This window comes from Intrasporangium sp. DVR, from assembly GCF_040365325.1.
GTDB lineage: Bacteria > Actinomycetota > Actinomycetes > Actinomycetales > Dermatophilaceae > Intrasporangium.
This window is the reverse complement of sequence record NZ_BAABZW010000015.1, coordinates 113634-125975: the sequence shown is the minus strand read 5'-3', so window position 1 is coordinate 125975 and position 12342 is coordinate 113634. Positions and strand designations below refer to the sequence as shown.

Sequence of the window (12342 nt, the reverse complement as noted above, 5' to 3'; positions counted from 1 at the left end):
GCCGATCTGGGAAATCGTTGCCTACGGGTGGTGGACCCCGAGGTGCTGTGCGACCGCGCTCACGTCGACCGGGGCCTGCAGGCGCAGGGCACGTCCGAACGCCTTGCGGCGCACTGCCAGCTCGAGACATTCGGGTCGCGGGTGCAGCCACGCACCACGTCCCGGCATCCGGTGTCTCGGGTCGGGACGGAGGTGAACCGGAGTGCTTCCCGGTGCATCCACGTCCGTCGCCGCGACCACTCGCAGCAGAGCCGACCAGCTATCCGTTCCTCGACATCCCACACAGGTGCGGGACGGCTCGGCGCGGAGTCCAGTCCGGTCGGCCACAGAACAGTCTAACCCGTATGCCGCTGGGCTCGGTCCCGGGGTCCGCGCAGTCGCGCTCGTCCCCACCTCCACCCCGTGCGACACCGGCACCGGGTGCGGCGCGGTCAGGAGTGCGCGGCCGGGGCCTCGATGTCCGGGCGGATGTCGATCCGCCAGCCAGTCAGCTTGGCGGCGAGCCGGGCGTTCTGGCCCTCCTTGCCGATGGCCAGACTGAGCTGGTAGTCGGGGACGGTGACCCTGGCGGTGCGCGCGGCGGCGTCGACGATCTCGACGGACTGGACGCGGGCCGGGGACAACGCCGCGGCGACGAACACGGCAGGGTCCTCGGAGTAGTCGACGATGTCGATCTTCTCGCCACGCAGCTCGGTCATCACGGCGCGCACCCGGGCGCCCATCGGGCCGATGCACGCACCCTTGGCGTTGACGCCGGGCACCTTGGAGTGGACCGCGATCTTGGTGCGGTGTCCCGCCTCGCGGGCCAGCGCAGCGATCTCCACGGTGCCGTCGGCGATCTCGGGCACCTCGAACTTGAACAGGGTGCGGACGAGGTTGGGGTGGGTCCGGGACAGCCCGACCTGCGGGCCGCGGGGACCGCGCTTGACGCTGACGACGTAGCAGCGCAGCCGTTCACCGTGGACGTAACGCTCCCCGGGGACCTGCTCGGCCAGCGGCAGGATGCCCTCGACGCTGCCGAAGTCGACGAGGACGTTGCGCGGGTCCTGGCTCTGCTGGATGACGCCGGAGATGACATCGCCCTCACGGCCCTTGAAGTCGCCGAGGATCTGCTCGTCCTCCAGATCACGCAGGCGCTGGACGATGACCTGACGTGCGGTCGACGCGGCGATCCGGCCGAACCCCTCGGGGGTGTCGTCGAACTCCGGGCCCGGCTCACCTCGCTGCGGTCGCTCGCCCTCCTCGGTGGGCAGGAGCTCGCCCTCCTCGCGCGCCCAGACGATGACGTGTCCCGTCTTGCGGTCGAGCTCGACCCGCGCGGTCCGGTAGCTGCCCTCGGTCCGGTGGTAGGCGACGAGGAGGGCCTGCTCGATCGCGGGGATGAGCACGTCGAGGCTGATGCCCCGCTCCCGCTCGAGCGCCCGGAGTGCGGCCAGGTCGATGTCCATCAGTTCTCCTCCTCCGGGCCGGTCGCGCCGGCCTGCGTGTCTGCCTCGTCACTGCTGCGGTCGGCTCGCGGGCGGGCTGCCTCAGCCTCGGCCCGCTTGAACTCCACCTGCACGGTCCCCCGGTGAACCGCGTCGAGCTCGATCGTCTCGACGCGCGCCGCCACCTTCTTCGTCGCCGGGACCTGGACGGTCAGGCGGTCGGTGCCCACCTCGCCGAGCCGGCCGGTGACGGAGCCGCCGTCGTGGACGACCTCGACGAGCCGTCCGACCTGTCGCCGGAAGTCGTCGCGCGACCGTAGTGGTCGCCCGACGCCCGGAGAGCTGACCTCGAGGACGTAGGGCGCCTGCCCCATCACGTCGGAGTCGTCGAGCCGGTTGCCGACGACGCGGGTCGCGTCGGCGACGTCGTCGAGGGACATCGGCGGGACGGGGCTGGACGTGTCGGCGGGGTCGAGATCGGCGATGTCGGTGTCCACGAGGACACGGACCAGCCGCCGCTTCCCCGCCTGGTTGACGGTCACGTCCTCGACGACGAGCCCGAGCGGCGCGAGAGCGGGCTCGATGGTGGCTCTGATCTGCTCGGCCGTGCTCATCGCCGTCACCTCCTGCTCTTCTCGAATTCCGGCCCGCGCCATCTCGGATGGGGGCCGCGTGAACCTACTCTAACCGTGCGGCACGGTCGCCGCAGACCACGACGACGCCGGCACCTGCTCCTCCAGCGCGTCGGCGTGCCGGGGCGGCTCGCGGTGCGCGAAACCCCGACCCGCCCGTGGGAGGATCGGACCCATGAGTGGCGACACCCGGACACGCGGGTCCCGGGTGCCGCTGCAGCGCGCAGTTCCGCCCCGCCGGCTGCTCCTCATCGGCGGCGGCGCCGCAGTGCTCGCACTCCTTGTCGATCGCGGCCTGCGCCTCGACCTCCCGCAACCGCCTCCCCCGGTTCCGACGCGTCGTCCGGCACCAGACGAGGCGCTTCTCGTGGCGGTCGTCCGCGACCTCGACGACGTGCTCCGGCGGTGGCCGCGGGCGACGCAGCCGCGTGCCCTCAAGCAGGTCCGCGCCCTGGTGACGGACCAGCGTCGCGTCCTCGTCGGGCGGCTCACGAACGATGGGGTCCCGACGGAGCAGATCACCACTCCCGTCTCGACGGTCAAGCGGCTGACGCCAGCGCGACTCGCGGACCGACTCGCCACCGTGCCCGGGGAGCACGTGACGGCGACGACGAGCGCGACCGAGGAAGGCCGGGAGCTGCTGACAGCGGCATACGGCGGCTTACTCGCCGGCGCCGGGCTCCTCGGCGAGGACGTCATGCCCTCCTCTTCCTCCTCTTCCTCCTCCTCCTCTTCCTCCTCCGGGACGCCGGTGCGGGCTGATCTCGCTGAGCGGACGTCGCCGCTCGTCTATGCCTTCGAGGTCGTCGCTGCCCAGTCAGCGGAAGGGCAGCGACGGCGCGCGCTCGCCGCCCTCGAGCGGCTGCGTGCGCTCGAGCGGGTCGTCGGGCGGGCCGAGGCGTCGATCGGGTGGTCGTTGCCCTTTCCGGTGACCGATGCGCGCAGCGCCGACCGACTGGGAGACCTGGTCCTGGCCCGAGCGCTGGCCGCCTGGAGCGAGGTCCTGCCGGCCGCCCCGTCGGCGGACGCCATCGACGACGTGTCTCGTTGGCTCGCGGTGGTCCAGCTCGCGGCAGCCGACTGGGGGCGGGATCCTGCGGCGTTCCCGGGGATGGGGCAGCCGGGCCGGTGATCGACCTCATCCCCCTGCATTTCGCCCATCACATCGCGGGCGTCGAGGCCGACGGCTACGTCTCGGGCGAGGAGTGGCTGCAGCACCTCCCGGGCCTGCTCCGGGACCTGCTGGCCGAGTGGGAGCTCGAGCCGATCGGGCGGAGCATGAGCGGGCACTGCTCAGTGGTCGTCCCCGTGCGGCTCCTCGGGCCGGGCCGCGGGTCGGTCGGTGTGGCGGGCGATGCCGTCCTCAAGGTCTCGTGGCCGCATCCGGAGGCGGCGACCGAGGCCCTCGCGTTGCAGACCTGGAACGGCCACGGCGCGGCACGACTGGTCCGCGCGGACCCGTCCCGGTTCGCGCTGCTCCTCGAGCGCCTCGACACCCGTGACCTCTCGTCGGTCGACGTCGACGAGGCATGCAGGGTCATCGGGCAGCTCCTGACCACCCTGCGACGTCCGCCGCACCCCCGCGTCCCCCGGCTCGTCGACTACGCCGCCCGACAGGCCGACGAGCTGCGCACTGCGCCGTCGGTCATCCCCCGCCGCTACCTCGACCAGGCCGCCGCCCTGGCCCGCGAGCTCGTGGCCCGGCCCCCCGCGGAGGAACGGCTGCTGCACACGGACCTCCACTACGCGAACGTCCTCGGAGGCCGGCGGTCACCGTGGCTGGCGATCGACCCCAAGCCGATGGTCGGCGACCCCGCGTTCGAGGTCGCGCCTGCCCTCTGGAACCGGGCCGAGGAGCTGGGCACCGGTTCGCAGGTGCGGTGGTCGCTGCGACGCCGCCTGGAGATCATCTGTGAGCACGCGGGGATCGACGAGGGACGTGCCCGGGCCTGGACGATCGTCCGCGAGGCCGACAACGCCCTCGAGGTCGCCGGCGACCCGACGGCCCGCGACCGCATCAGCCTCGCAGTCATGATCATCAAGGCGATGAACGACTGACCGGGCCCGCCCGACCGCCCACCAGGTGGCAGGGTGGATGGATGAGCAACCGACTCGCCGCGGCCACCAGCCCCTACCTGCTCCAGCACCGGGACAACCCGGTCCACTGGCAGGAGTGGGGAGAGGCGGCCTTCGCCGAGGCCCGCCAACGCAACGTCCCTGTGCTCCTGTCGGTGGGCTATGCCGCGTGTCACTGGTGCCACGTCATGGCCCACGAGTCGTTCGAGGACGAGGCCGTCGCCCGGGAGCTGAACGACCGCTTCGTGTCCGTCAAGGTCGACCGCGAGGAGCGGCCCGACATCGACGCGGTCTACATGGCGGCGGTCACCGCGACGACCGGACACGGCGGGTGGCCGATGACGTGCTTCCTCACCCCTGAGGGCGCGCCGTTCTTCTGCGGCACCTACTTCCCGCGCGACCACTTCCTGCGGGTGCTCGCAGCCATCGACGAGGCCTGGCGCACCCGCGAGGACGAGGTCCGCGCCTCCGGGCTGCACATCACCAGCGCCCTCCGCGAGGGGCTGGCCAGCCCCGAGCCGTATGCCGCCGGGCTCGCTGACCTCGATCGTGCCGTGACGCTGTTGTCGGGTCAGTTCGACTCGGCCGCAGGTGGTTTCGGTGGTGCGCCGAAGTTCCCGCCGTCGATGGTGCTCGAGTTCCTGCTGCGGCACCACGCGCGAACCGGGGACGATGTCTCCTTGGCCATGGCGGACCGGACCCTGGAGGCGATGGCGCGGAGCGGGATGTACGACCAGGTCGGCGGCGGGTTCGCCCGCTACTCGGTCGACGCGAAGTGGGTCGTGCCGCACTTCGAGAAGATGCTCTACGACAACGCGCTGCTGCTGCGGGCCTATGCGCACTGGTGGCGAGTCGGCCGGAACCCCCTCGCGGAGAAGGTGGTGCGCGAGACCGCGGAGTTTCTGCTGGCCGAGCTGCGCACCTCCGAGGGCGGGTTCGCGTCGTCGCTCGACGCCGACACGCAGGGCGTCGAGGGCCTGACCTACGTGTGGACGCCGGCGCAGCTTGCGGAGGTGCTGGGCGAGGACGACGGCGCCCGGGCGGCCCGCCTCTTCTCGGTGACGGCGGGCGGCTCGTTCGAGCACGGCTCGTCGACCCTGCAGCTGCTCAGCGACCCGGACGACCCCCACGACCCGGAGTGGTTCAGGGACGTGCGGACCCGCTTGGCGCAGGCGCGGGCGCAGCGGCCCCAGCCGGGCCGGGACGACAAGGTCGTGACCTCGTGGAACGGGCTCGCCATCGCCGCCCTCGCGGAGGCCGGGGCCATCTTCGACGAGCCTGCCTGGGTCGCCGCTGCCGCGACCACCGCCAACCTCGTCCTCGACCTGCACGTCGTGGACGGTGACCTGCGGCGAGCCTCCCGAGACGGTCGGGTCGGTGCAGCCGCCGGCGTGGCGGACGACTACGGCAACCTGGCCGAGGGGCTCCTGGCGCTGCACCAGACGACCGGTGAAGCGCGGTGGCTCACCGTGGCGTCACACCTGCTCGCCCAGGCGCGGGACCGCTTCTCCGCCGAGGACGGCGGATTCCACGACACCGCCTCGGACTCGGAGCAGCTGTTCCTGCGGCCGAGGAGCGGGGCCGACAACGCAGAGCCGTCCGGCCAGTCCTCCATCGCCGTCGCTCTCATCACGCTCGGCGCACTGACCGGGGACCCCGACTTCATCGAGGCGGGACGTCGCGGTATCGACGCCGGCATGGGGCTCGCACGCCGGGAGCCGCGCTTCGGCGGGTGGACCCTGGCCGGTGCGGAGGCTCTCGCCGCAGGTCCCGTGCAGGTCGCGGTGGTCGGGAGCGGCCCTGAGGCCGAGGCCCTGGCCCGCACGACCCGCCTCGCCACGAGCCCGGGACTCGTCATGGTCCACGGAGCTCCGGACACGCCCGGGGTCCCCCTGCTCGAGGGCCGCCCTCTCGTGGGAGGTCACCCAGCCGCATACGTCTGCCGTGGTTTCGTCTGCGACCGCCCGGTGACGACGACCGATGAGCTGTCAGCGGCGCTGTCCCCGACCCCCGCTCGCTGACGGGACGGGTCAGAGGGCGGTCGACAGGTAGTCGGGCGCCGACAGGGCGAACACCTCCCTGGCGCGCTCTCCCCCGACGAAGAGCGCCGTCGCCCAGATGTCGGCCCACAGCAGGGTCGGTCCGACGACCGTCACAGAGCCGGGCCGCCCGACGTGCCGGCCCGTCGCCGGGTCATAGAGGTGCGCACCTCGCGCGGCGGTGCCGGATGTGGCGACGGCACCGTGCGTCATGGCCACGGTGGTCGCGATCGACGCCCGGTCCCGGGGGTCCTCGATGCCGACCCGCCAGGAGAGCGCGCCCGGACCTGACAACGGCAGGTCCGCGTGGGCGCCGATGAGGAGGTCGCCCCCGGCGTTGATGCAGTAGGAGGTCCCGGGCAGCGTGGCCAGCTCGTGCGCCGCCAGGTCGACGGCCCACCCCTTGACGAGGCCTGTGGGGTCGAAGGCGAGATCACCCTCCGGCGTGGGCAGGACCGTCGTGAAGGCGCCCCCCGTCCGCCGCTCCGCACGCTGCCCCAGGGCCAGGGCCTCGCGGACGAAGGGGCTGCACTCGTCGAGCGTCACCTCTCCGCGCCGCAGGCGGATGACGTCGCTGTCCTGCCGGTACGTCGAGAAGACGACGTCCATGCCGGCCAGGGTGGAGTAGGCGCCCGCCACAGCGCGAGCGGCGTGCGGGCCGCCCACGTCCAGCCCGCGCAGGTGGATGCTCACCGGCATCCCCATCACCTGCTCCACCCAGGCTCTGCGGCCGACCGCAGCGGACCTCGACGGGGTCGTGCGCGTCGTCATCGTCATCGTTCCGGTCCTCACAGGTTCGCCTGGTCGATGGCCGACTGGAGTGAGGTCGTGTAGCCCTCCCAGGTCACGGTCGCGCCGGAGACGACATCGATGTCTGCCGACTGGGCGTCGACGACCTCGGAGTTGTAGACCGGCACGGCGCGGGAGTTGATCATCTGGTCATGCCGGTCCCGCATCGGTGCCTGGACCGCGTCCGCGGACGTGATCGTCCCGTCCTCCACGGTGATCTGCACCTGGACGACGCCGAACCGGGTCATCACCTCGTCGCCGGTGTAGGTCCCAGGTGAGGTCGGGGAGCTGGCTGCTGAGGAGGAGGAACCCCCCGACGAGTCCGACGCAGCTCCCGACGCGGCGCCCGACACGGCGCCCGACATGGCGCCCGACACGGCGGACTGCTGGCTCGACACGACCTGTCTGGTCTCCGCAGCGGCCGTCACGTCCGTCGGTCGCGACGTGGAGTAGCTGAAGAGCAGGACGAGCGCGGTGAGGGTGCTCATCGCCCAGAGGGTGATGCGTCGCATGAGGATCTCCTTCGTGGTCGGGTCAGTAGGCGAAGCGCTCGTGGTGGATCGCCTCGGCTGGGACCCCTGCCGCGCGCGCGGCGCGGATGACGTGATCCATCCACTCGGGGGTGCCGCAGACGTACACGTCGCGTTCGGCGATGTCGGGGGCGAGCGTCCGGAGCGCCTCGGCGTCCCCGAGGTGAGCGGCAGGCTCCGGGAGCCAGCTCGCGCGGCTCCTCGCCCGCGGGCCGAGGACGGAGACCACCTCGGCGCCCTTGGTCCGCGCGAGCGCGGCGAGCTCGTCGCCGAGCACGAGGTCGTCCGCTCCGGTCGCGCGGTAGACGAGGACGGCCCGGCCGGGCCCGGCCGGCAGCTCCTCGAGGAGGGCACGCAGGGGCGTCATCCCGATCCCGGCTCCGACGAGCAGGTACTTGTCACGGACCGCGACACCCGCGTGGAGGCGTCCGTAGGGCCCTTCGACGAGCACCTTGGTGCCGGGTGTCAACGTCGGCAGTCGCCTCGACGAGTCACCGACCAGCTTCGCGGTGAGCCGCAGGGTCCGGCCATCGGGCGCCGCAGAGAGCGAGTACGGGTTCGCTCGCGTCCAGCCGGGGGACCCGAGGAAGCGCCACTGGAAGAACTGGCCGCCACGCGCCGGCAACCGCTCGAGGTCGCGGCCCTCGACGACGACGGAGACGACGTCGGGCGACTCCGCGACCACCTCACGGACGACGAGCGCGTGACGGCGGGAGCGGATGAGCGGGAGGACGACACGGAAGGCGACGACGGAGGCGAGCACAGCGGCATACAGCCCCCACCAGAACACCGTCGCGAGCGAGCTGGCGCGGAAGTCCTGCCCCGTCCACAGCTGGTGCGGCAGCGCCAGCCCGGCGCCGAGGTAGGCGTAGAGGTGGAGCAGGTGCCACGACTCGTAGCGCAACCGGGCGCGGGCACGCCGGATGGAGGTCACCACCACCATGACGAGCGCCAGGCTGCCGGCGAGCGCCAGGAGCATGCCCGGGGAGCCCAGGACCTCGTCGACGAAGGTCGCGAGGACCCCGGCCCCAACGCCCACCGCGTAGCCGACGATCGTCAGCACGATGTGGGCGAGCATGAGGGAGAACGACGTGAACCCGACGAGGCGGTGCACCCGAGCGAGCTCGTCCTGCCCCCAGGCCTGCTCCACAACGGGGATCCGTGCCATGAGGGCGACCTGGATGAGGATGAGAACCGAGGCCTCAAGCCCCGCGAGTCGGCCGAGGCTCGTCACCGCATCCGCTGCCGAACCGAGCAGGCCAGTCTCGCCCAGCGCCCCACCACCGACCCACAGACCGACGACGAAGAGAACCAGCGCCCAGGCCGCCGCCGCGGTCCCGTCCCGCCACCATCGCGGCGTCGATCGTCGCAGCCGAAGCCGTATGCCGCTGGGCTCGGTCCGCGTGAGGGACGTCGGCTGCGGCGTGGTTGAGGTCGTCATGGCCCCAACCTCGCCGGGACGCCTGTGCTGTCACTGTGGACGCGTCATGGCGTCGGTGTGAACGGTCCCGAGCTCTGCGGGGCCCTCGCGGCCTGGCTCAGGCCCACCACCCGAGGAGGCTGCCCCCGATCCGGACGATGAAGGCCGAGACGATCACGACGAACACGGCGCGGACGAAGCCGCTCCCCCGGGCCACGGCCGTGCGGGCCCCCACGTAGCCGCCGAGGATGTTGCCCACCGCCATGAGGAGACCGACCTGCCAGACGACGTGGCCGAGCGGAGCGAAGACGGTCAGGGCCCCGAGGTTCGTCGCGAAGTTCGCGATCTTGGCCTTGGCGCTCGCCTCGAGGAACGCGTATCCGAGCAGGCCGACGAGCGCGAAGACGAGGAGCGAGCCGGTGCCCGGTCCGAGGGCTCCGTCGTAGACGCCGATGACGAAGCCGGTGAGCATGGCGAGGACGACGTGCTTGTGGCCGTGGAAGCGCTTGAGCGACTCGCGGCCGAGGTCGGGCCGGAAGAGTGTGTAGGCGCCGACCACGACGAGCAGGACGAGGATGATCGGGTTGAAGGCGGACTTGGGGATGTGCAGCCCGATCACGGCCCCGCCGATCGCACCGACGTAGGCGACCGCGGCCATCGGCAGCGCCGTGCGCAGGTCCGCGCCGACCCGCCGGAAGTAGGTCACCGAGCTCGTCGCCGTGCCGAAGATCGAGCTCAGCTTGTTGGTGGCGAGCAGCTGTGCCGGGGTCGCACCGGGCAGGCCGAGCAGGAGCGCGGGGAGCTGGATGAGGCCGCCCCCGCCCACGACGGCGTCGATCCAGCCGGCCGCGAACGCGGCGAGGCCGAGCAGGGCGAGGACGGTGGGGGTCAGGTCGGCCGGCACGAGGCCCGCACGCTCAGGGAAGGTTCCACGCGGCGACGATCGTCTCGATGTGCGCGAGCTCGTGGGCGACGGCGTCCGGCGTGGCCTCGTGGGAGACCTGCTGCTCGACCGGGATCGTCGAGTGCGGGATCCAGATGGCGCGCATCCCCACCTGCTGCGGGCCGTGCACGTCCTCGTAGGACCGGTCCCCGACGTAGGCGCAGTCCGTGGGAGCCACGCCGAGGGACTCGGCGGCATGGGCGAAGATCTCCGCGCGCGGCTTCACCCACGGGACCTCACTGGAGTAGACGTCCGCGTCGATGAGGTCCAGGACGCCGTCCCGCTCGAAGATCGCTCGGTGGTAGTCGCGGTCCCAGATCGTGTTGGAGAGCAACCCGATCTGGATCCCCTGGGCGCGCAGGCCCTCCCAGAGAGGCCCGATCGCCGGGTGGGTCAGGGTGTGCGGCTCCCAGAAGTCGCGGTAGGACGCCGTGCCCGCCTCGGTCCGCGCATCGCCGTGCGCCAGCCCGCACGACTCGAGGATGTCGTGCAGACGCGCACTCAGCCCCTCGGTCCGGCCACGCGCCCACGCGAGGTCCTCAGCGGCATACAGCCTGCTCGCGAGGTCGTCGCGCGCACATGCCACCGTGCCCGCCCCGTCGGCGAAGGCGGTCCACTGGGCGCGGAGGTCGACCGTGTGCCACGGCGTGATGGTCCCGCCCCAGTCGAAGATGACCGCCTTCACCGGTGTCACGACGGGCGCACCTCCGCGAGGACGGCCTCGACGATGCCGTCGAGCGCCACTTCGCGCCGCTCGCCCGACCGGCGGTCCTTGATCTCGACCTTGCCGTCGGCGAGGCCGCGGCCGACGACGATGATCGTCGGCACACCGATGAGCTCCGAGTCCTTGAACTTGACGCCCGGGCTGACCCCACGACGGTCGTCGACGATGCAGGTCAGGCCCTGGGCCTCGAGGTCGCGGGCGATGTCATCGGCGGCGGTGAAGAGCGGCTGGTCCTTTCCGGCGGCGACGATGTGGACGTCGGCGGGCGCCAGCTCACGCGGCCAGATGATCCCGGAGTCGTCGTAGTTGCCCTCGACGACGCAGGCGACGGCGCGGGACACGCCGACGCCGTAGGAGCCCATGACAACCGTGGTCAGCTTGCCGTTCTGGTCGAGCACCCGCAGGTCCAGGGCCTCCGCGTACTTCTTGCCGAGCTGGAAGACATGGCCCATCTCGATGCCACGCGCGCCCTCGAGGACGTGGTCGCAGTTGGGGCAGGGGTCGCCGAAGCGCACCTCGGCGGCCTCGATCGTCCCGTCGCCCTCGAAGTCACGGCCGGCGACGAGGTCGATGACGTGCTTGCCGGGCTCGTTGGCGCCGGTCACCCAGCGGGTGCCGGGTGCGATCCGCGGGTCGAGCAGGAAGCGGATGCCCGTCGTCCCCTCCAGCCCCAGCGCACCGGGGCCGATGTAGCCCTTGACGAGCGCGGGGTTGGCGGCGAAGTCCTTCTCGTCGAAGGCCTCCACCGTGGCGGGCTCGACCTGGGCGCCGAGCCGCTTCTCGTCGACCTCCCGGTCGCCGGGGACGCCGATGGCGAGGGGCTCACGCGTGCCGTCGGGGTGGACGAGCATGACGACGACGTTCTTGAGGGTGTCGCCGGCGGTCCAGGGCCGGTCGTCGCGGGGGTAGTGCGCGTTGAGGTGGTCGACGAGCGTCTCGATCGTCGGCGTGCCGGGGGTGTCCTCGGCGTGGGCGGCGGGCACGCCGTCCCAGCTGACCGGCTCGGGCGCGGGCACGCGCACGGCCTCGACGTTGGCCGCGTAGCCGCAGCTCGGGCAGTGGACGTAGGTGTCCTCGCCGACCTCGGCGGTGGCGAGGAACTCCTCGCTCTTGGACCCGCCCATCGCGCCGGCCATCGCCTCGACGATGACGTAGTGGAAGCCGAGGCGGTCGAAGATCCGCACGTAGGCGTCCCGGTGCGCCTGGTAGCTCTTGTCGAGGCCCGCCTCGTCGATGTCGAACGAGTAGCTGTCCTTCATGACGAACTCGCGGCCCCGAAGGAGCCCGGCCCGCGGACGCGCCTCGTCGCGGTACTTGGTCTGGATCTGGTAGATCGACAGCGGAAGGTCCTTGTAGGACGAGTAGAGGTCCTTGACGGTGAGGGTGAACATCTCCTCGTGGGTCGGGCCCAGAAGATGGTCGGCGCCCTTGCGGTCCTGGAGCCGGAAGATGTTGTCGCCGTACTCGGTCCACCGACCGCTCGCGTCGAAGGGCTCGCGGGGCAGCAGTGCCGGGAAGAGCAGCTCCTGGGCGCCGATCGCGTCCATCTCCTCGCGCACGATGCGCTCGACGTTGCGCAGCACCCGCAGACCCAGGGGCAGCCACGTGTAGACGCCGGGGCTGACGCGGCGGATGTAGCCGGCCCGGACGAGGAGCCGGTGGCTCGGGACCTCAGCGTCCGCCGGGTCCTCACGCAGGGTGCGCAGGAACAGGGACGACATGTGCAGGACCACGGGCGGGCTCCTCGGCAGATGGGCAGGGA

Annotated in this window: 12 protein-coding genes; 3 read left to right on the top strand and 9 right to left on the bottom strand. The window is 72.0% G+C overall.

The annotated features are described in order from the left end of the window. Positions 1–21 precede the first annotated feature (21 nt). The 3 genes from ABWV20_RS11650 to rimP form a co-directional block, all read right to left on the bottom strand. Positions 22–282 (bottom strand): YlxR family protein, encoded by a 261-nt coding sequence (locus ABWV20_RS11650; protein WP_353355407.1) that lies wholly within the window; start codon positions 280–282, stop codon positions 22–24. Positions 283–431: 149 nt separating this feature from the next. After that, positions 432–1448: a transcription termination factor NusA gene (gene nusA / locus ABWV20_RS11645; RefSeq protein WP_353355326.1), complete on the bottom strand. Its 1017-nt coding sequence runs from the start codon at positions 1446–1448 to the stop codon at positions 432–434. Next, positions 1448–2041: a ribosome maturation factor RimP gene (rimP, locus tag ABWV20_RS11640; protein WP_353355325.1), complete on the bottom strand. Its 594-nt coding sequence runs from the start codon at positions 2039–2041 to the stop codon at positions 1448–1450. The genes nusA and rimP overlap by 1 nt, the downstream gene beginning before the upstream one ends. Positions 2042–2234: 193 nt before the next feature. Here rimP and ABWV20_RS11635 point away from each other — a divergent pair, with 193 nt between their 5' ends. Genes ABWV20_RS11635 through ABWV20_RS11625 form a run of 3 tightly spaced genes read left to right on the top strand, consistent with a single transcriptional unit; the run spans position 2235 to position 6156 of the window. Further along, positions 2235–3191: a ferritin family protein gene (locus ABWV20_RS11635; RefSeq protein WP_353355324.1), complete on the top strand. Its 957-nt coding sequence runs from the start codon at positions 2235–2237 to the stop codon at positions 3189–3191. Continuing rightward, complete coding sequence (locus tag ABWV20_RS11630) at positions 3188–4117, top strand: aminoglycoside phosphotransferase family protein (RefSeq protein ID WP_353355323.1); 930 nt, start codon at positions 3188–3190, stop codon at positions 4115–4117. Before ABWV20_RS11635 ends, ABWV20_RS11630 begins: the two co-directional genes overlap by 4 nt. A gap of 41 nt (positions 4118–4158) precedes the next feature. Then, positions 4159–6156 carry a thioredoxin domain-containing protein gene (locus ABWV20_RS11625; RefSeq protein WP_353355322.1) on the top strand — a complete coding sequence of 666 codons (1998 nt, stop codon included), beginning with the start codon at positions 4159–4161 and terminating at the stop codon, positions 6154–6156. 9 nt (positions 6157–6165) lie between these two features. On the opposite strand, the gene ABWV20_RS11620 is transcribed toward ABWV20_RS11625, so the two are convergent. The 6 genes from ABWV20_RS11620 to ABWV20_RS11595 form a co-directional block, all read right to left on the bottom strand. Continuing rightward, positions 6166–6951 carry an FAD:protein FMN transferase gene (locus tag ABWV20_RS11620; RefSeq protein ID WP_353355321.1) on the bottom strand — a complete coding sequence of 262 codons (786 nt, stop codon included), beginning with the start codon at positions 6949–6951 and terminating at the stop codon, positions 6166–6168. A gap of 11 nt (positions 6952–6962) precedes the next feature. Next, positions 6963–7475 (bottom strand): FMN-binding protein, encoded by a 513-nt coding sequence (locus ABWV20_RS11615; RefSeq protein ID WP_353355320.1) that lies wholly within the window; start codon positions 7473–7475, stop codon positions 6963–6965. 22 nt (positions 7476–7497) lie between these two features. Further along, entirely contained in the window at positions 7498–8934 is a 1437-nt protein-coding gene (locus ABWV20_RS11610) for a ferredoxin reductase family protein (RefSeq protein WP_353355319.1), read from the bottom strand. Between the two features lie 97 nt (positions 8935–9031). Beyond that, positions 9032–9817: a TSUP family transporter gene (locus tag ABWV20_RS11605; RefSeq protein WP_353355318.1), complete on the bottom strand. Its 786-nt coding sequence runs from the start codon at positions 9815–9817 to the stop codon at positions 9032–9034. A 13-nt stretch (positions 9818–9830) separates the two neighbouring features. Next, entirely contained in the window at positions 9831–10550 is a 720-nt protein-coding gene (locus tag ABWV20_RS11600; protein ID WP_353355317.1) for an HAD family hydrolase, read from the bottom strand. Next, positions 10547–12313: a proline--tRNA ligase gene (locus ABWV20_RS11595; RefSeq protein ID WP_353355316.1), complete on the bottom strand. Its 1767-nt coding sequence runs from the start codon at positions 12311–12313 to the stop codon at positions 10547–10549. The genes ABWV20_RS11600 and ABWV20_RS11595 overlap by 4 nt, the downstream gene beginning before the upstream one ends. Positions 12314–12342: the final 29 nt, after the last annotated feature.

Bases quoted from the DNA above. Each gene is read 5' to 3' on its own strand.
- nusA (WP_353355326.1), bottom strand. From the start codon at position 1,448: ATGGACATCGACCTGGCCGCACTCCGGGCGCTCGAGCGGGAGCGGGGC.
- rimP (WP_353355325.1), bottom strand. From the start codon at position 2,041: ATGAGCACGGCCGAGCAGATCAGAGCCACCATCGAGCCCGCTCTCGCG.
- ABWV20_RS11635 (WP_353355324.1), top strand. From the start codon at position 2,235: ATGAGTGGCGACACCCGGACACGCGGGTCCCGGGTGCCGCTGCAGCGC.
- ABWV20_RS11625 (WP_353355322.1), top strand. From the start codon at position 4,159: ATGAGCAACCGACTCGCCGCGGCCACCAGCCCCTACCTGCTCCAGCAC.
- ABWV20_RS11620 (WP_353355321.1), bottom strand. From the start codon at position 6,951: ATGACGATGACGACGCGCACGACCCCGTCGAGGTCCGCTGCGGTCGGC.
- ABWV20_RS11615 (WP_353355320.1), bottom strand. From the start codon at position 7,475: ATGCGACGCATCACCCTCTGGGCGATGAGCACCCTCACCGCGCTCGTC.
- ABWV20_RS11610 (WP_353355319.1), bottom strand. From the start codon at position 8,934: ATGACGACCTCAACCACGCCGCAGCCGACGTCCCTCACGCGGACCGAG.